The organism is Mesorhizobium sp. WSM4833, from assembly GCF_055811095.1.
Map to the genome: position 1 here is coordinate 78,266 of NZ_JBVVQG010000001.1, position 17,062 is coordinate 95,327.

At 63.1% G+C, this 17,062-nt stretch carries 17 protein-coding genes and 1 tRNA gene; 9 read left to right on the forward strand and 9 right to left on the reverse strand.

Annotation, left to right across the window (positions count from 1 at the left end; genetic code table 11):
- The first annotated feature begins 96 nt into the window (after positions 1-96).
- Positions 97-1,260 carry an alpha/beta hydrolase gene (locus tag AC0L2D_RS00425; RefSeq protein WP_024503865.1) on the forward strand — a complete coding sequence of 388 codons (1,164 nt, stop codon included), beginning with the start codon at positions 97-99 and terminating at the stop codon, positions 1,258-1,260.
- Positions 1,261-1,421: 161 nt separating this feature from the next.
- Here AC0L2D_RS00425 and ade read toward each other — a convergent pair whose 3' ends face one another.
- Positions 1,422-3,230 (reverse strand): adenine deaminase, encoded by a 1,809-nt coding sequence (gene ade / locus AC0L2D_RS00430; RefSeq protein ID WP_024503864.1) that lies wholly within the window; start codon positions 3,228-3,230, stop codon positions 1,422-1,424.
- A 147-nt stretch (positions 3,231-3,377) separates the two neighbouring features.
- Between ade and AC0L2D_RS00435 the strand changes: the two genes are divergently transcribed.
- From AC0L2D_RS00435 to AC0L2D_RS00445, 3 genes are all read left to right on the forward strand, one after another.
- Positions 3,378-4,229, forward strand: coding sequence for an alpha/beta fold hydrolase (locus AC0L2D_RS00435; RefSeq protein ID WP_127369395.1), 852 nt, complete (start codon positions 3,378-3,380; stop codon positions 4,227-4,229).
- A 94-nt stretch (positions 4,230-4,323) separates the two neighbouring features.
- Positions 4,324-4,989 carry an outer membrane protein gene (locus tag AC0L2D_RS00440; RefSeq protein ID WP_027160415.1) on the forward strand — a complete coding sequence of 222 codons (666 nt, stop codon included), beginning with the start codon at positions 4,324-4,326 and terminating at the stop codon, positions 4,987-4,989.
- Positions 4,990-5,274: 285 nt separating this feature from the next.
- Positions 5,275-5,360, forward strand: a tRNA-Leu gene (locus AC0L2D_RS00445).
- Between the two features lie 95 nt (positions 5,361-5,455).
- Here AC0L2D_RS00445 and AC0L2D_RS00450 read toward each other — a convergent pair.
- From AC0L2D_RS00450 to AC0L2D_RS00460, 3 genes are read right to left on the reverse strand one after another with little or no spacing between them, the layout of a single operon-like run.
- Positions 5,456-6,904, reverse strand: a complete 1,449-nt coding sequence (locus AC0L2D_RS00450; RefSeq protein WP_473540092.1) for an aromatic amino acid lyase — start codon at positions 6,902-6,904, stop codon at positions 5,456-5,458.
- 26 nt (positions 6,905-6,930) lie between these two features.
- Complete coding sequence (locus tag AC0L2D_RS00455; RefSeq protein WP_473540093.1) at positions 6,931-7,515, reverse strand: GDYXXLXY domain-containing protein; 585 nt, start codon at positions 7,513-7,515, stop codon at positions 6,931-6,933.
- Positions 7,512-8,630 carry a DUF2157 domain-containing protein gene (locus AC0L2D_RS00460; RefSeq protein WP_473540094.1) on the reverse strand — a complete coding sequence of 373 codons (1,119 nt, stop codon included), beginning with the start codon at positions 8,628-8,630 and terminating at the stop codon, positions 7,512-7,514. The genes AC0L2D_RS00455 and AC0L2D_RS00460 overlap by 4 nt, the downstream gene beginning before the upstream one ends.
- A 237-nt stretch (positions 8,631-8,867) precedes the next feature.
- Between AC0L2D_RS00460 and AC0L2D_RS00465 the strand changes: the two genes are divergently transcribed.
- The 5 genes from AC0L2D_RS00465 to AC0L2D_RS00485 all read left to right on the forward strand — a co-directional run bounded on the left by AC0L2D_RS00465 (position 8,868) and on the right by AC0L2D_RS00485 (position 11,762).
- On the forward strand, positions 8,868-9,008 hold the full coding sequence (locus AC0L2D_RS00465; protein WP_013531315.1) for a DUF1127 domain-containing protein: 141 nt from the start codon (positions 8,868-8,870) through the stop codon (positions 9,006-9,008).
- A gap of 49 nt (positions 9,009-9,057) precedes the next feature.
- Positions 9,058-9,198, forward strand: coding sequence for a DUF1127 domain-containing protein (locus AC0L2D_RS00470; protein WP_013531314.1), 141 nt, complete (start codon positions 9,058-9,060; stop codon positions 9,196-9,198).
- A 567-nt stretch (positions 9,199-9,765) separates the two neighbouring features.
- A complete protein-coding gene (trmFO, locus tag AC0L2D_RS00475) occupies positions 9,766-11,184 on the forward strand; it encodes a methylenetetrahydrofolate--tRNA-(uracil(54)-C(5))-methyltransferase (FADH(2)-oxidizing) TrmFO (protein WP_473540095.1) in 1,419 nt (472 codons plus the stop codon).
- A gap of 26 nt (positions 11,185-11,210) precedes the next feature.
- Positions 11,211-11,336 carry a type II toxin-antitoxin system ParD family antitoxin gene (locus AC0L2D_RS00480; protein ID WP_224675324.1) on the forward strand — a complete coding sequence of 42 codons (126 nt, stop codon included), beginning with the start codon at positions 11,211-11,213 and terminating at the stop codon, positions 11,334-11,336.
- 93 nt (positions 11,337-11,429) lie between these two features.
- Positions 11,430-11,762, forward strand: coding sequence for a type II toxin-antitoxin system RelE/ParE family toxin (locus AC0L2D_RS00485; RefSeq protein WP_127368530.1), 333 nt, complete (start codon positions 11,430-11,432; stop codon positions 11,760-11,762).
- 7 nt (positions 11,763-11,769) lie between these two features.
- On the opposite strand, the gene AC0L2D_RS00490 is transcribed toward AC0L2D_RS00485, so the two are convergent.
- The 5 genes from AC0L2D_RS00490 to secDF form a co-directional block, all read right to left on the reverse strand.
- Positions 11,770-12,723 (reverse strand): sterol desaturase family protein, encoded by a 954-nt coding sequence (locus AC0L2D_RS00490; RefSeq protein WP_337121933.1) that lies wholly within the window; start codon positions 12,721-12,723, stop codon positions 11,770-11,772.
- Positions 12,720-13,130: a hypothetical protein gene (locus tag AC0L2D_RS00495; protein ID WP_337123853.1), complete on the reverse strand. Its 411-nt coding sequence runs from the start codon at positions 13,128-13,130 to the stop codon at positions 12,720-12,722. The genes AC0L2D_RS00490 and AC0L2D_RS00495 overlap by 4 nt, the downstream gene beginning before the upstream one ends.
- 94 nt (positions 13,131-13,224) lie before the next feature.
- Positions 13,225-14,067 carry a phytoene/squalene synthase family protein gene (locus AC0L2D_RS00500; protein WP_164753889.1) on the reverse strand — a complete coding sequence of 281 codons (843 nt, stop codon included), beginning with the start codon at positions 14,065-14,067 and terminating at the stop codon, positions 13,225-13,227.
- A gap of 1 nt (position 14,068) precedes the next feature.
- Positions 14,069-14,461, reverse strand: coding sequence for an Mth938-like domain-containing protein (locus tag AC0L2D_RS00505; protein ID WP_027160422.1), 393 nt, complete (start codon positions 14,459-14,461; stop codon positions 14,069-14,071).
- A 25-nt stretch (positions 14,462-14,486) separates the two neighbouring features.
- Positions 14,487-17,036 (reverse strand): protein translocase subunit SecDF, encoded by a 2,550-nt coding sequence (secDF, locus tag AC0L2D_RS00510; RefSeq protein WP_063172318.1) that lies wholly within the window; start codon positions 17,034-17,036, stop codon positions 14,487-14,489.
- Positions 17,037-17,062 lie beyond the last annotated feature (26 nt).

Here is a 17,062-nt window from a genome sequence, read left to right on the forward strand (position 1 = left end):
TGGATTCACTTTGAACTGGACCGCGCCGGTCTCTGGCCTTATCGGAATAGCCAGCGACGTCACGCGTTTGACGTCCCCTTTTGCGGGAGCCTGCGTGTGACCGTGCGTTCGAAGAGCTACCTCGTCGTTGCATTGGCGCTCGCTGTCACCGGCTGCGCTGGCGGGAAAACGCACGACCTGCTCAACAGGACGACGGTCTCGGTGCCCGCATCCGACATCGCGGCCACGCATGAAATCTTCGTCGCCACCACCCGCCAGAGGGCAACAAAAGAGCCGCGACAGGTTTACGACGGCGATCGCTCGCTGACCACCAGCTTTGCCCGTGTCGACGTCACCGTTCCCAAAAGCCATCAGGTCGGCGCCATCGAGCGGGCCAAGGGATCGGCAAACAGCAATCCTGCCAAGGATTTTACCGCCAAGGACGTCACTTTCTATGAGGGCGCGCCCCAGTTCGCCAAAGCGGTCGGCGCCGACATTTCCATGCGCGGCGACCGTGCGCTGGTTTTCGTGCACGGCTTCAACAACGGTTTTGACGACGGCATCTACCGGCTGACGCAGATCGCCCACGACACCAAATATCCCGGCACCCCGGTGCTGTTCTCCTGGGCTTCGAGCGGCAAGACCACGGGTTATATCTACGACAAGGAAAGCGCCAACGCAGCGCGCGACGACCTCGAGGCGACGCTCCGGATGCTGGCCAAGACCAAGGTCAAGAGCATCGACATCATCGCCCATTCGATGGGAACCTGGGTGACCATGGAGGCGCTGCGCCAGCTTGCCATCACCGGCGACCGGGATCTCGGCGGCAAGCTCGGCTATGTCATCCTGGCCTCGCCCGACATCGATGTCGACGTCTTCAAGAAGCAGATGATCCGCTACGGCAAACCCGACAAGCCGTTCGCCATCCTGCTCTCTGCGGATGACCGGGCTCTCAAGCTCTCGTCCCTGATCTCGGGCGACAAGCCGCGCGTCGGCGACTACGGCAACGCTGCAGACCTCGCCAGCTATGGCGTGTCGGTGGTCGATCTTTCCCAGGCCAAGGGCGGCGACCGCCTCAACCACGCCAAATTCGCCGACAACCCGATGCTGGTGCAACTGCTCGGCGACCGGCTGCGGGCGCCGGCGGGCCTCGCCTCGGACGAACCCGACCCGACACAGCTCAACAATCTCGGCCAGGGCCTCGGCAAGGCCGTCGGCTCGGTCGCAGAGATCGTCATCACCACGCCGTTCAAGGTGCTGACCATCGCCACCGGCGGGTGAGCCAGCGGGCGGCATTGGCCCTAGGATTGTTGAGATTCGGGTCAGGCCGAGCCGAAAGTGGTGGTTTTCGAGAACCGGAGCGGAGCGTACTTAAGTACGTGAGCACCGGAAGCGCAGAAAATCGCTACTTGCAGGCCGGCATGGCCTGAATATCAACAATCCTAGACGAACAGATCGACCTTCTGGAATGTCGTCACATCGATCAGGCCGACATCGGAGATCCTGAGCTCCGGAATGACGACCAGCGCCAGCAGCGAGTGCTGCATGTAGGCGTTGTTCAGCGAACAGCCCATCTTGCGCATCGCCTCGGTGAGCTTCTCGGCCTTGGCCGCGACGATTTCCGCCCGTTCGTCCGACATCAGGCCTGCGATCGGCATTTCGACCAGCGCCAGTTCCTTGCCCTTGGAGAACAGCACGACGCCGCCACCGACCGCGCCCAGACGGTTTACCGCCAGCGCCATGTCCTGCTTGTTGGTGCCGACGCAGATGATGTGGTGGGCGTCATGCGCCACGCTGGACGCCATGGCGCAGTCGCCCATATAGCCGAAGCCCGAAACGAAGGCGTTGGTGACGCCGCCCGTGCCCCTGTGACGCTCGACCAGCGCGATCTGGCAGATGTCGTTGCGGCGGTCCATGGCGACCAGCCCGTCCTCGACCGGCAGATCGGCCTCCAGCGCGCGCGTCGGCGCCTGGTTCTCGATGACGCCGATGACACGCACCCGAACCTCGTTGGCGCCCTTGGGGGCGGCGATATCGAAGTCGTCGCCCTTCAACTTCTTGCCGAGCTTGACGGTGTTCTTCGCCGTCCGGGGGTAATCATAGGCCGGAATGTCGATTTCGAGCTTGCCGCCCTTGGCCACCCTGACGCCGCGTGCATAGACCTCGTCGATGGTCATTGCGGCGAGATCCGAGACGATCAGCAGGTCGGCCAGCCGGCCCGGCGCGATCGAGCCGATCTCGCGCTCCAGTTTGAAATGCTGGGCGGTATTGAGCGTCGCCATCTGGATCGCCGTCACCGGTTTCAATCCCTGTTGGATGGCGTGGCGCACCACGCGGTCCATATGGCCTTCCTGGACCAGCGTGCCGGAATGGCTGTCGTCGGTGCACAGGATGAAGTTGCGCGGGTCGATTCCGCCCTCCGTCACCGCCTTGATCTGCGAGGCAACGTCGTACCAGGCCGAGCCCAGCCGCAGCATCGCCTTCATGCCCTGGCGCACGCGGGCGATGGCGTCCTCGGCGCGCGTGCCCTCATGGTCGTCCTCGGGGCCGCCGGCGACGTAGCCATGGAACGGCAGGCCGAGATCGCGCGAGGCATAATGCCCGCCGACCGTTTTGCCTGCATGAACCGTCGCCGCGATCTCGCCCGACATCACCGGATCATTGGCGACGACGCCGGGAAAGTTCATCACTTCGCCCAGGCCGATAATGTTCTCCCAGGTCATCGCTTCCGCGACATCGGCGACCGTCAGCTCGGCGCCGGCATGTTCCAGCCCCGGCGCCGAAGGCACGCAGGACGGCATCTGCACATGCACGTTGATGGGCATGGCGACCGCTTCGTCATGCATCAGCCGCACGCCGGGCAGACCCAGAACATTGGCGATTTCATGCGGGTCGATGAACATCGAGGTAGTGCCGTGCGGAATGACGGCCCGGCAGAACTCGGTCACCGTCACCATGCCGCTCTCGACATGCATATGCGCGTCGCAGAGGCCGGGCACCAGATAACGCCCGCCGGCATCGACCACCTTGGTGCCCTGGCCGATTGCATGGCTGGCATTGGGCCCGCAATAGGCAAAGCGCCCGCCGGCAATGGCGATGTCGGTGCCGGCGATGATCTCGCCCGAATGAACGTTCACCCAGCGGCCGTTGCGCACGACCAGGTCAGCGGGTTTGCGCCCCACGGCGACATCGACCAGATGTGTCGCCATCTCGGTCCACGGTCTGGGTTTTGCGGGCGTTGCTTTCGTCATTGGCGATTCCTCGGTTGCCGCCAGTCTCGCAAATGTCGGCGGGCGCCGCCAGAGCCGTCGGTCCGACACACCGCGTCAGGGCGAGCTTGTTGACTAATCCGGCTGGAAGGCGATGCTGACCGCGAACCGAACCATATGAGGGAAGACATGACCCGTTTTTGGAAAGCGTTCGCCATCGTTATCTTGTTCGCAGCGTCGACCACTTCTGCCGTGGCCGAGGAGCGTTGGCAGACCTTGCCGGAACCAGCGGCCATGCCCAAACCCGATCAGAGCGGATACGCGCCGGTGAACGGCATCCAGATGTACTACGCCGTTTTCGGCGCGGGCGATCCGGTGCTGCTCATCCACGGCGGCCTCGGCCACGGCGACATCTGGGCCAGCCAGGTGGCCACGCTTTCCAAGACGCACAAGGTAATCGTCGCCGACAGCCGTGGCCACGGCCGCTCCACCCGCACCGAGCAGCCCTATGGCTACGACTTGATGGCATCGGACTATCTGGCGCTGCTCGACCACCTGAAGATCGACAAGACCGCGCTTGTCGGCTGGAGCGATGGCGGCATCATCGGTATCGACATCGCACTGCATCATCCGGAGCGGCTGACAAGGCTGTTCGCGCAAGCCGCCAACGTAACCACCGACGGCCTTGATCCGGGCGTGATGACCAACAAGACCTTTGCCGCCTACATCGACCGCTCCGGCCGCGACTACAAGAAGATGTCGAAAACACCGGACCAGTATGACGCCTTCGTGGCGCAGATGAGCCACATGTGGGAGAGCGAGCCGGCGTGGAGCAAGGAACAGCTTGCCCAGATAACCACGCCGACGGCGATCGTTGCCGGCGACCACGATGAGGCGATCAAGCGCGAACACACCGACTATATCGCCTCCGCCATCCCAGGTGCGAAGCTGATCGTCCTGCCCAACGCCAGTCATTTCGCCATGCTGCAAGCGCCGGATGAATATAGCCAGGCTGTGCTGGACTTCATCGATGCCAAATAGAGGATTCTGTACGGCGACAGGGGGATTGCGATTGCGGCGAATGCGGTTATCCTTCTGACGAGGATCTTTCTGAACCGTCATTTCGGGGAGTTCGATGCGTCGATTGATGGTCGCTAGTGCCGGTTTCCTTGCCGTTCTGGCCGTGCCGGCTTTTGCAGCCGACCCGGCGGTCGACGTGCCGATGACCGCGCCCGGATTCGACTGGACGGGCTATTACGCTGGTCTGCAGGCCGGCTATGGCTGGGGCCAATCCGATGTATCGGTGACAGAAGGTGCGCCATTTTCCATCGCGCCCGACATTGACGGCGGTTTTGTCGGCGGCCACGTCGCCGGCCTGTGGCAATTCGACCAGGCGGTGCTCGGCGCCGAGGCGGACCTCAACTATTCCTCGGTCGGCGGCACGACGGTATCGGCGCTGGGAAGCACATTCGGCACCGACATCAAGTGGTTCGGGTCGGTCAACGCCAAGGCGGGTTACGCCATGGACCGCCTGCTGGTCTACGGCATTGGCGGCGTCGCCTTTGCCGGCATCGAAACATCGCAAGTCGCGGGTCCGGCGTTCGACAGCACGCGCACGAATGTCGGCTGGACCGTGGGTGCCGGCGTCGACTACGCGCTGACCGACAAGTTCGTCGTCGGCGCGCAGTATCGCTACTATGACTTCGGCTCCGAGCACTACGAGGTGGCAGAACCCTTTAACGATCGCGATCAGAACGTGAAGCTGAATACGGTCGGGATCAATTTGAGCTACAAGTTCTGACCAGGCCCACAATCGCGACGCTGCCGGCCCAGGCGACCACTTGAGGGGCTCTCTTCATGGAAGGGTGGCCGACGCTCCCAGTGGGCGGGGGGAATGGGTTGGGCCTGAGAGGCGCCGGCCTTGGCGGATCAAATCCACCACACAGGCATCCTACCACTACCCGCCGCGCCGATAATTCCGTGATCGCGCCAGTATCATCAAGCCGCCCGGTCTGTTTGCACGTTCGGCGAACGCTCAACAACACGACTTGACGGCCTGTGTCTGGCGTCTGAAAAGGGCTGGCCTGCGGACGTGGCGGAATTGGTAGACGCAAGGGACTTAAAATCCCTCGATCTCTGATCGTACGGGTTCGATTCCCGTCGTCCGCACCACCCTTCGCTCTTCGAGCTTCGGGTGGCAGGCCACCTGAAGCTCGGCAGGTTCGTTCAGGCGCACCAATTTCACCGGCTACAGCTTGTCGGCATCTCTACGCCTCGAACACTTTCTCAGTGAACCATTCCGCCAACCTGGCAAGCTCCGGCCCCAGCACGCGATCGGCGCCGACAGGCGGCACGATAGCTCTGATTTGATCGACGAAGGAACGCAGTGTCGGCGGCGGCGTCCGTTCGGTGACGTGCAGCGCCTGCGAGGCGATCATTGCCAGCATCGCCATGGCGGCATCGACGCAGCGGCCGGCGGTCGCTTCCTTGGTCCATGCGAAGAACGCCGTCGTGGCGACGTCGTCCTGCCCCGCGCCAGCCGATTCCGTGCCCGGAATGAAGGTGCGCTGTGCGGCCAGCTTGGCCTGCTCGAGATAGCCGGTGATCGCCATCGGCACATAGCCGACATTGCCATGGCCATCGCTGTCGGCTGAGTTACGTCCGGTCATCAGCAGATCCGGCAGCAGCGACACCTTGCCGTTCAGAAGCTTCGAGGCGTGGCGGTCGCAGAGCAGGCAGATGTCGGCCCATATCGCCGCCAGATCGTCCAGCGCCGGCGTTGCCATCGCATTGTGATAGCCGCCAGTCGAGATGCAGCGGCCGAGCCGATGTGCATCGTCGGGCGGGATGTAGACGGGATTGTCCGATACCGAGGCCAGCGACACATTGGCCGCCCGCTCGGCCGTCGCCAGCGCACGATGCGCCTGGCCGAGGACGCGCGGCACGATGCGGTAGCTGACCGGCGCCTGATAGTTGCGTCGCCCATCGCCGGCGCCAACCAGAAACTCCCGCAATCCCTGCAGGGCAGCCGTTTCATGCTCATCGCCCCAGAGCGTGTCCAGCGCCGCGTCATAGTGCTCGAGCGGCGCGCGAAACGCTTCGATCGACAGCGCGAACACTTTTTGCGCCATGCGGATGCGGCGGCGCCCCGCGAGCGCTGCGTCGGCCACCAAAGCGGCGGCGCAGGGCGAGCCGTTGATGAGCGAGCCGCGTTCCTTGACCTCGAGGTCGAAGCGCGTCGAAAGTTCTGCAAACAAGGGATAGAGCGCCAGGATCTCACCGGCGCCGCCCTGGCCGGAGGCCGGCACGACAGGCATCGGCTCACCGTCGAGCATCGCGGCCACGGCTAGCGCGATGCGCGGCGTGGTGGCGGCGTTGCCCTCGATGAAGTTTGTCAGACGGGCAAGCGCGATCGCCCTGACCACGCGATCCGGCAAGGGATCGCCGAACGAGGTGGCGGCGGCAAACGCCTTGATGCGCGCATGGCGATCACGCTCGTCAGGTTCGAGCTTTCGGCTTGCCAATTCCCCCATGGCGGTTGTGACGCCATAGATGACCGGTGGCGGATCGGATTCAATCAGCTTCAGAAACGAGGCGCGGCATTCGGCGATGCGCTGCAAGGCCTTCTCGCTGATCTCCACCGTGTCCTTCTTCCAGGCGACGCGGAAGACAGTGTCAAGGTTGATGTCGTCACGCGTCGACAGGCTAACTGGCATGCTTCACACCATCGGAAATAAGGGACCTAGTAGAGTGGTTCCTCGAACAGCGTCTTGTCGCCGTCGACCAGCGCCTTGATCTGCGCGGTGCCGTCGCCGGCGAGCGCAAGACGGATGCCGAATGGCCGCACCCGCATGTCGTTCTGGATCGCCATCCCCTCGCCTTCCGGCAGATAGAAACGCTCGATGCCATAGTCCGGCGCGATGGTCGCCTCTTCGCCGCGAAGGTCCCAGCCTTCGGCGATGTGGCCTAGAATATCGGCCTCGTCGGCGGTTGCCATCGTTGGCGCCTTGCCGAACCAGGCGGCCGTCGGCTGCCAATAGCCGTCGGCGCCCTTCTTCAGGCGCACCACAATCGACGTATCGTCGCTTGAAAATTTGTCGGGCGGAATGTTGGCGATCATTTTCACCGCTATGCGCGAAATCTCGTAGCCCAGGATAATATAGTCGCCGCGCAGAAGGTCGCGCGGATCGACGGGTTCGATCTTCAGCAGCACTTCCTTGCCGTTGCGCAGGATCGCCGCCCGGCCGGCGATGATCCAGCTCAGGAAGCCTATCTGGACGAGCGCCAGCACCAGCGCCGAGATGACAAGCCTTTTCCCGGTGATCATGCCGTGGCTCCCTTGGCGTCTGGGCCCTTCATGCGTTTTTCCACGCGGATGATGACGATCGCGAGGATGCCGAGCAGCACCGCGGCGGCCAGGAAGAAACCGGCCGTATCGAGCATCGATTGCAGGGTCACGACATAGATGATGGCGAGTTCGAAGGCGAAGCCGAGATAGGCAAGCCAGCGTAGCCCACGGCTCTCCCGTCCTGCCAGCACAATCGCGGCGACAACACCGACCAGCGCGATCGCCGAAGCGAGGGCAAAACCGCTGTTGTAGGTGCTCTCGTCGGCGAGTTCGAACTGGATCATTGCGAGGCCGGTGAGGAAGCCGAGCAGCGCGTGCAAGGGCAAGCGGCCGCCGAGTTGCACGACCCGGTCGACCGGGCCAGGCGCGAAGACCGAGGCCGCGAACAGCAGCGCCGAGGCGACGACCAGCGGGATCGCCACCTGCAGCGTGTCGTGGTTGGTGACCAGCAGCATGAGATAGAACAGCACCGACAGGATAATCAGGTGGCGCGCGGCCTGGCTGCGGGTCCAGAACGAGACGGCAAACAGCACGATCGCCATCACGACGAAGCCGTGCGGAAAATCGCTGCGGCTGTAATAGTCGAAGCCTTTGAGGAACAGCCAGGCATCGGCGATGCCGACCGAAGCCACCGTCAGCGGGTTCGATCGCAGCGCAACCGCCGCCAGCGCCGTGCCGGCGCCCCAGGTCACCAGAGCCGAGGCCTCGTCGCCCGAGAGATGATACATCTGGCCGATCAGCGCGATCGAGCCGCCGAAAGCCGCGGCCGCCACGATCCACAGCGCTTCCCCGATTGCCGCATGGTCGCGGGCCTTCAGCACCGCGCCGCCGACATAGCCGCCAAGGATGACGGCAAACAGCGCCCCCACGCGCGCCAGCCTCGGGATCGCGTCCCAATTGGCGGCGACGAAAATCAGGATGGCGGCGCCGAACAGCAAGGCGGCCATCATAGCCAGGATCGAGCCGAAGCTCAGCGACTTGCGCTCGTTGGCCTCGACATCGCGCGCCAGCGAATCGGCCGTCGCGGGGTCGATCATGCCGGCCTGCTGCCAGCGCGCGATATCCGCCCTGACCCGCGACGAATAGCTCGCCATGCTGCTTCTCCCCCCAGTTTGGTCTTTTTTGCAGCCGATCCGGTCAAGCCGTTGGCGCTAAGGCATTTTTCGATTCGGGTTTCTTTGTGTCAGGTCCGTGAACGCGCGTTAATGCTGCATTGCACAATTTGCATTGCTGCCATGCAGCCATAGCGCTTTTAAATCGATATGGGTCCGCCTATTTATAGTTCGTACACAAACGGAATGATCCGCAAGAAAGACGAAACGAGAACTACCATGAACCTGATCCGCAACTACCGCAACTGGCGCCGCTACAGGGACACCGTGTCCGAGCTGAGCCGCCTGAGCAACCGTGAACTGACCGACCTCGGCATCAGCCGCAGCGACATTCCTTACGTCGCTCGCAAGGCGGTCTAATTCTTCGGACCGCGAATGGTCCGAACCAGTTTTGAAAAAGAGAACGACAATGAACCTGATCCGCAACTATCGTAACTGGCGCGTTTATCGCGAGACGGTTACCGAGCTGGGTCGCCTTTCGAACCGCCAGCTGCATGATCTCGGTATCGTCCGCGACGAAATCAAGATCATCGCCCGCCAGGCGATCTAGACAGAATTTCGCCAGGGTCGACCTCCTCCCCGATCTTGACGAATACGGTCACCCCTTACCTCCTCCCAAGGGTTGACCACCAAAACGGCGCCCGCCGCACCTCCTCCCGCGGCGGGCGTTGTTTCCCGGCAAATCGAATTTTGCCCCAAAGGTTTCGCTCCTTTTCAAACAGCGAAAGAGTTTTCGTCAAAGCCGACCTCCTCCCCGGCGATGACGAATCGGCCCGACCTTCACCTCCTCCCGAGGGTCGGCCACAAAAACGGCGCCCGCCGCACCTCCTCCCGCGGCGGGCGCTGTTTCCCAGGGGCAAGACGAATTTTGCTCCAGAGGTTTCGCCCCTTCTAAAAATGGCGAAAGGAATTTCGTCAAAGCCGACCTCCTCCCCGGCGATGACGAATATGGCCGGCCTTCACCTCCTCCCGAAGGTCGACCCCAAAAACGACACCCGCCGGACCTCCTCCCCCGGCGGGTGTTGTTGTTTTCAGGAGGCGCTCCCATCAGCAGCTGTTTGCCCCGCACCGCGCACGGCAATTGCAATCGCCGCACCAAGCGATTATTCCGGCGCTCATGAGCAAAAACCCAATCCACATCATCGGGGGCGGCCTCGCCGGTTCCGAAGCCGCCTGGCAGGCAGCGCAAGCCGGCGTGCCCGTCATCCTGCATGAAATGCGGCCCGTTCGTGGCACCGATGCGCACAAGACCGATAGCCTGGCCGAGCTCGTCTGTTCCAATTCCTTCCGCTCCGACGACGCCGACAACAACGCGGTCGGCCTGTTGCACGCCGAAATGCGGCTGGCCGGCTCGTTGATCATGAGCGCCGGCGACGCCAACCAGGTTCCGGCCGGCGGCGCGCTGGCCGTCGATCGCGACGGATTCGCCGATGCCGTGACGAAAAAACTCGAAGCACACCCGCTGATCACCATCCAGCGCGAGGAAGTGCCAGGTCTGCCGCCGACGGATTGGGACCAGGCGATCGTTGCCACGGGTCCGTTGACCGCCCCCGGGCTTGCCCAGTCGATCGCGGAAGCGACCGGCGCCGATGCGCTCGCCTTCTTCGACGCCATTGCGCCGATCATCCATTTCGACACGATCGACATGAATACCTGCTGGTTCCAGTCGCGCTACGACAAGGTCGGGCCAGGCGGCACCGGCAAGGACTACATCAATTGTCCGATGGACAAGGACCAGTACCTTGCCTTCGTGCAAGCGCTGGTCGACGGCCAGAAAACCGAATTCAAGCAATGGGAAGGCACGCCCTATTTCGACGGCTGCCTGCCGATCGAAATCATGGCCGAGCGCGGTGTCGAGACGCTACGCTACGGGCCTATGAAGCCGATGGGGCTGACCAATGCCCACAATCCGACGGTAAAGGCCTATGCCGTCGTCCAGTTGCGGCAGGACAATGCGCTGGGCACGCTCTACAACATGGTCGGTTTCCAGACCAAGTTGAAGCATGCCGAGCAGGTGCGCATCTTCCGCACCATACCGGGTCTCGAAAACGCTGATTTCGCCCGTCTCGGCGGCCTGCACCGCAACACCTACATCAACTCGCCGACCTTGCTCGACGCTTCGCTGCAACTGAAGTCGCGGCCCGGCCTGCGTTTCGCCGGCCAGATCACCGGCTGCGAAGGCTATGTCGAAAGTGCGGCCATCGGCCTGCTCGCCGGCCGCTTCGCCGCAGCGGAGCGGCTCGGCCTTGCTCCGTCCCTGCCGCCGCTGACCACGGCCTTCGGCGCTCTGCTCAACCACATCACCGGCGGTCATATTGTCTCCGATGACGAGCCGGGAAAGCGCTCATTCCAGCCGATGAATGTCAATTTCGGCCTGTTCCCACCCATCGAAGCTCCGAAGGCCGAGGGCAAACGCATGCGCGGCAAGGACAAGACCGTTGCCAAGCGGCACGCCATCACATCGCGCGCACGCGCCGATTGCCGGCACTGGCTGGGACTTCCGGCGCAACCGGAAACGGCCGAAGCGGCGGAATAAACAGCTTCGCGTTCTGATTGGACCCCATGATCCGGGACAAAGTCGAAGACGGCTCCTTCGGTTCGGCCAGTGAAGTCATCCGCGCCGCCCTGCCTTCCAGCGCGAGGAGGAAGAGCACGCTGAACGCATGGCGTCCATCAGGGCGCGGGTGAAGGCGTCGATCGAAGACAAAAGACCCGCTGTTCCGCTCGATGAGGCGATCGACCGGGTAAAGAGCCGGATTTCGCAACTGACGAGGGAGAGCGATGATCCAGCGTCCCGCCGTCGTTCTTAGCGAAAGCGCGATCTCCGATCTTGAAGCAATTGGCGCCTACATCCTTGAGAGCAGCGGCAGCGAAAACATCGCCAACGGTTTCGTGGATCGGATAGAAGAGCGCTGCCAGAGTATCGGCAATGCGCCTCGTGGCGGTCGCTCGCGCGACGATATCGTTCGGGGATTACGACCCGTCCCATTCCGAGCATTCCGCCGTCATCACCACCTGACCGAGAACGATGTCATCCGCATCGTCAACATCTTCTATGGCGGTCGCGACTATGAGACGCTGATGCGCGACGGCGGGTCGAACGAACCATCCTGAGGCGATATTATTCAGCCGGCTCGACACCAGCCATCGGCAATCCCGGCTTTCCCGCCTCACCCGGATTTCGCCTGACATAGGCCGCCTTCAAACTCTCCGAGGTTTCGCGCGAGCCGTCATGGCTCCAGCCGGGCGGCTTGATCAGATAGTTCAGGCGATCGCTGAGCGAAAGACCCGGCGCAAAGGCATCCCGGAACATGCCGATCCACTCGTGAAAAGCCACCTTCAGCGGATTGAAGGTGCCGAGATTCCTGACGATGCCGTAGCGCGGCCTGTCCTCCTCCAGTTCCCCGACGAACGTGCCGAACATCCGGTCCCAGATGATCAGCGTGCCGGCATAGTTGGCGTCGAGATAGCGCGGATTGGTGGCGTGGTGGACGCGGTGGTGTGAGGGCGTGTTGAAGACGAACTCGAACCAGCCCCACATCTTGCCGATGGTCTCGGTGTGGATCCAGAATTGCCAGACCAAATTGAAGCCGAAGGTGAAGGCAATCACCGCCGGGTGGAAGCCGAGCAGCACCAGCGGCGCCTGCAGCATGAACATGAAGGTGAACAGGCCCGTCCAGCTCTGCCGCAGCGCTGTCGACAGATTGTAGTGCTGGCTGGAATGGTGGTTGACGTGTTCGGCCCAAACCCAGCGCACCCGGTGCGCGATGCGGTGATAGAAATAGTAGCGCAGATCATCGAGCAGGAAGGCCACCAGAAAAATCCAGATCGACAGGCCGAGATTGAAGACGCGGAACTGCCAGAGCCACAGCAACGCCCAGTAGGACACGACGCCAAGCAGCAGCCCGGCAACGACATTGCCGGTACCCATCATCAGGCTGGTCAATGTGTCGCGCGTTTCGAACGAACCCTTGGCACGGCCGGTGCGCACCAACCAAAGCTCGATCAGGATCGCGACAACGAAGAACGGGATGGCCAGTTGAGTGACCTGCGGAAAATTGTAGTCGTCCATCATGCCGCCTCTCCGCCGAAACTCTGCGGCTCAAGCGCCTTCAGCAAGCCTTGCGCATCCGTTGCGCTGGCAAAGCGGAAGCGGCCGCCCTTCCAGGTGAAATCGGCGAGCCGCAGCGAGACCGTATTCCCGTCTCCAGCGTCCAAAATCGTGACATCTTGAGGCGTGACGATGCGGGTCAAGAAGCAGTCGCCTACGCTGTGAACGATCCCGAAGCGCCCTCGCCCGATATCCAGGAACGCGGTCCCGGCATCTGCTGTCAGGCGGACCGCCGCCACGATCTCGTCGGGAAAATCCTCGGCGAATCGGCTCACTGCCTGATCGGTGCCACTGAGCGTCGCCGTCTTGCTGCCGCCGGTGAAATGCACCGCCGCAACCGACAGTGCGATGCCGAAGGTAACGATCGCCACCAATATGGGTAAGCTCATTCATCTCCTCCGAGCCGGTCTGTTGTCTTCGGCAACAGTTTGGCGCGGGGACGTCTTAACATGATTGACGTTTACGTCAAAGAGCAGGCCAGCCCCTGCTCGCACGACGCAGCAGCAGCCAATGCCGGCGCAAGGCCGACAGCCGCGCCACGCCTTCGAGCGGCGAGCCATTCTCCATCTTGCCGAGATAGGCGCGTGACAGGGCAAGTGGCAGGAATGCCGGGCGCAGCGAGACCGGGAGAGCCGGTGCGCCTTGCTCGAAGGCGGAAAGATGTTCCCGTGCCAGCGCCATCATCGCCGCCACCGCGCGTTTGGCGCCGGGTCCGCCGTCGCCGGTGACGAATTCTTCCGGCGACGATCCCGCTGCCGCCAGAATGTCGGCCGGGACAAAACATTGTCCGCGCTGGCGGTGCAGCGGCAACAGCAGCAGCAGGCCGGTCATCGCCTGTGCGCAGCCTGCCCTGCCCGCCAGTTCGGCAAAGCGCGGCGCCTCGCCGGGGTCGAGCACCATCGCCGCAAGCTGGATGAGTGCTGCGGCCGTCTCGCCGCAATAGCCTTCCAGATCGGTGCGCGACGGCATCGGGTCGTCGTAGAGGTCGAAGATGCGCGCATCGAGCATGTTCTCGAAGGCCGGCTTCGGCAGGCCGAATGTCGCTATCGTAGCGTTCACGGCTTCGGCAGTGGGATGGCCGGCGCCGGCCTCGCCGCCGGCGGCAATGACATCGCGCCACCATTGCAGCCGCACCTCGCCCGGTAGCGCCTCATGGATGCGATCGCGAATACCTGATATCTCCGCGTTGAAGGCGTAGAGCGAAAACAGCGCGTAGCGCTTGCCGTCCGGCGCGTAGAGCGCGGTCAGATAGCGATCATGGTCGGCGGCACGCACCGCGTCCATGACGATTTCAGCGCTTCGAGGCATATCAATCGACGGCAATGAGCGCGGCGGCCACGGCGCGCTCTTCCGCCAGAAGGACATTGTAGGTCCGCACCGCGGCACCCGTCGACATCGGGTCGGATGCAATGCCGGCGGCCTTCAGCGCGGCCCGCAATGCAGCGGGCAACGGCCGAAGATCCCTGCCCATGCCGACCAGCAGGATCTCGATCTTGTCGGCCTCGGACAGCAGCCTGTCAAAATCCGCCACCGTCAGCGCCAAGGGATCCACCGGCTCCCAGCCATGGATGCCGGATGGCAGACAGAGCAGCGAACCGCGATGCGACATGTCGGCAAAGCGGAATCCGCCATTGCCGTAGGCTTCGATCGGCGCGCGGCCCGGGAAATGCGCCTCGCGGATGACGATGCCTTTGCTGGTCACCGTTAAACCTCTTCGGGGGGGCGCGTCAGGTCGCGACCGCCTTGCCGCCATTGACCGGCTTCTCCTCGTCGGCTGAAGCCTGCGGCCGCAGCTTGAACAGGATCAGCAGCGGTGCGGCGATGAAGATCGACGAATAGGTGCCGAAGATCACGCCGAACAGCATGGCCATGGTGAACGAGCGGATCACCTCGCCACCGAACAGAACCAGCGCCAGCAGCGCCAGGATCGTCGTCACCGAGGTCAGCGTCGTTCTCGACAGCGTCTCGTTGATGGCGTTGTTCAGGAGTTGCGGCAGCGGCATGCGCTTGTATTTTCGCAGATCCTCTCGGACACGGTCATAGACCACGATCGTATCGTTCAGCGAATAGCCGATGATCGTCAGGATCGCCGCCAGTGACGACTGGTTGAACTCCAGCCCGGAGATGACGAAGAAGCCGAGCGTCATGACCACATCGTGCACCGTCGCCACAATGGCGCCGACCGCGAACTGCCATTCGAAGCGGAACCAGACATAGATCAGGATGCCGAGCAGCGCGATCAGCATGGCGATCGTGCCTTGCTTGGCGAGCTCGCCGGACACGGTCGGTCCCACCACTTCGACGCGGCGGAAGTCATAATTATCCTGCAGCTCGCCGCGCACCTTGTCGATGACGGTCTGCTCGGCATTTTCGCCACCATCCTGCGTCCCGACGCGGATCAGCACGTCGTTCGGCGTACCGAACTGCTGCACCTGGACTTCACCGATGTTGAGTTCGGTCAGCCGCGCGCGGAGGTCGGCGAGATCGGCATTGCCGCTCTTGGCCTGCACTTCGATCAGCGAACCGCCCTTGAAATCGATGCCGTAGTTGATGCCGACGGTCATGAACAGCACCACCGACAGGATCGAAAGTGCGCTGGACAGCGTGAACGTCCAGCGACGGATGCCCATGAAGGGGATCTTGGTGCCGGGCGGAACGAAGGTCACCGGCGCCTTCGGCAATTCCTTCGGGCGAGCCCGGCGCAGCCAGATCGAGACCAGCAGACGGGTGAAGGTGAAGGCGGTGAAGACGGTCGTCAGGATGCCGATGGCATAGGTGATGGCAAAGCCCTTCACCGGACCGGTACCAAGATAGAACAGGACCACGGTGGCGATCAGGGAGGTGATGTTGGAATCGACGATGGTCGCCAGCGCCTTGGTGAAACCGGTATCGATCGCCTGGATGACCGAGCGGCCGGCGCGCCGCTCCTCGCGGATGCGCTCGTAGATCAGCACGTTGGAATCGACCGCCATGCCGATGGTCAGCACGATACCGGCGATACCAGGCAAGGTCAGCGTCGCGCCAAGCAGCGAGAGCACGCCGACGATCATCGCCACGTGCACCGCCAGCGCGATGTTGGCGAGGAAGCCGAGGAAGCCGTAGGCGACGAACATGAAGGCAACGACGAGGATAGAACCGATGATGCCGGCGACCTTGCCGGCATGGATCGAATCCTGGCCAAGGCCCGGACCCACTGTACGTTCTTCGATCACCGTCAACGTCGCCGGCAGTGCGCCGGCGCGCAGCAGCACGGCGAGATCGTTGGCGCTCTGGGCGGTGAAATTGCCGGAGATTTGGCCGGTGCCGCCGAGGATCGGCTCGCGGATCTGCGGCGCCGAAATCACCTGGTTGTCGAGGATGATGGCGAACAGCTTGCCGACATTTTGCGCCGTGGCCTGGCCGAAGCGCGCCGCCCCCTTCGAATCGAAGCGGAACGACACCACCGGCTCGTTGTTCTGCGAATTGTAGGTCGCCTGCGCATCGACGAGGTTTTCGCCCGAGACGATGACGCGGTTCTCGATCAGATACGGAACCGGCGGATCGTCCTGCGAATACAGCACCGACGAGCCGGCAGGCGGACGGCCGTTGAGCGCGTCCTGCACCGGCATCGACTGGTCGACCATCTGGAAGGTCAGCTTGGCGGTCTGGCCGAGGATTTCCTTCAGCCTTTGCGGGTCCTGAAGACCCGGCACCTGGACAAGGATACGGTCGTCACCCTGCCGCTGCACGATGGGTTCGGTCGTGCCGAGTTCGTTGACGCGGCGTTCGACCACCTCGATCGACTGCGTCAGCGCGGTCGACGTGCGGTATTTAATGCCGGCATCGGTGACGTTGAACTTGAGCAGGCCGGGCTCGGAATCGTCGAGCGTCATTTCCTGCACGGAACCGCCGGTGAACAGGCCGGCGGCGACCGGATCGGTCAGCGTCTTCAGCGCCGTCTTGGCGGCATCGATCTGGGCGGGATCGGTAATGCGAACCTGCAGGGTCCGCCCGGTGCCGGCAAGGCCGGTATAGCCAATCTTGGCGTCGCGCAGCAGCGTGCGGATTTCGTCGCGCGTCGTCTCCAGCCGGTCCTTGATCAGATCGTTCTGGTTCATTTCCAGCAAGATGTGCGAACCACCCTGCAGGTCGAGGCCGAGCGTCATCTGCCGCTTCGGCACCCAGTTGGGCAGCTGCGCCAGCGTGCTGGCGGAGAACAGGTTGGGCGCGGCGAGGATCACCGTGATGGCCACGGCCACCCAGATCAGGATCATCTTGAAGCGCGAGAAATACAACATATGGCGTCGTCCGTCAGAGCGTGTCC

Excerpts from the sequence above, each read along its gene's own strand:
- AC0L2D_RS00460 (WP_473540094.1), bottom strand. The coding sequence starts at position 8,630 with ATGGCGAGCTATTCGTCGCGGGTCAGGGCGGATATCGCGCGCTGGCAG.
- ade (WP_024503864.1), bottom strand. The coding sequence starts at position 3,230 with ATGACGAAAGCAACGCCCGCAAAACCCAGACCGTGGACCGAGATGGCG.
- AC0L2D_RS00490 (WP_337121933.1), bottom strand. The coding sequence starts at position 12,723 with ATGATGGACGACTACAATTTTCCGCAGGTCACTCAACTGGCCATCCCG.
- AC0L2D_RS00485 (WP_127368530.1), top strand. The coding sequence starts at position 11,430 with ATGATCCAGCGTCCCGCCGTCGTTCTTAGCGAAAGCGCGATCTCCGAT.
- AC0L2D_RS00500 (WP_164753889.1), bottom strand. The coding sequence starts at position 14,067 with ATGCCTCGAAGCGCTGAAATCGTCATGGACGCGGTGCGTGCCGCCGAC.
- AC0L2D_RS00465 (WP_013531315.1), top strand. The coding sequence starts at position 8,868 with ATGAACCTGATCCGCAACTACCGCAACTGGCGCCGCTACAGGGACACC.
- trmFO (WP_473540095.1), top strand. The coding sequence starts at position 9,766 with ATGAGCAAAAACCCAATCCACATCATCGGGGGCGGCCTCGCCGGTTCC.
- AC0L2D_RS00455 (WP_473540093.1), bottom strand. The coding sequence starts at position 7,515 with ATGATCACCGGGAAAAGGCTTGTCATCTCGGCGCTGGTGCTGGCGCTC.
- AC0L2D_RS00470 (WP_013531314.1), top strand. The coding sequence starts at position 9,058 with ATGAACCTGATCCGCAACTATCGTAACTGGCGCGTTTATCGCGAGACG.
- AC0L2D_RS00450 (WP_473540092.1), bottom strand. The coding sequence starts at position 6,904 with ATGCCAGTTAGCCTGTCGACGCGTGACGACATCAACCTTGACACTGTC.
- secDF (WP_063172318.1), bottom strand. The coding sequence starts at position 17,036 with ATGTTGTATTTCTCGCGCTTCAAGATGATCCTGATCTGGGTGGCCGTG.
- AC0L2D_RS00440 (WP_027160415.1), top strand. The coding sequence starts at position 4,324 with ATGCGTCGATTGATGGTCGCTAGTGCCGGTTTCCTTGCCGTTCTGGCC.
- AC0L2D_RS00480 (WP_224675324.1), top strand. The coding sequence starts at position 11,211 with ATGATCCGGGACAAAGTCGAAGACGGCTCCTTCGGTTCGGCCAGTGAA.
- AC0L2D_RS00435 (WP_127369395.1), top strand. The coding sequence starts at position 3,378 with ATGACCCGTTTTTGGAAAGCGTTCGCCATCGTTATCTTGTTCGCAGCG.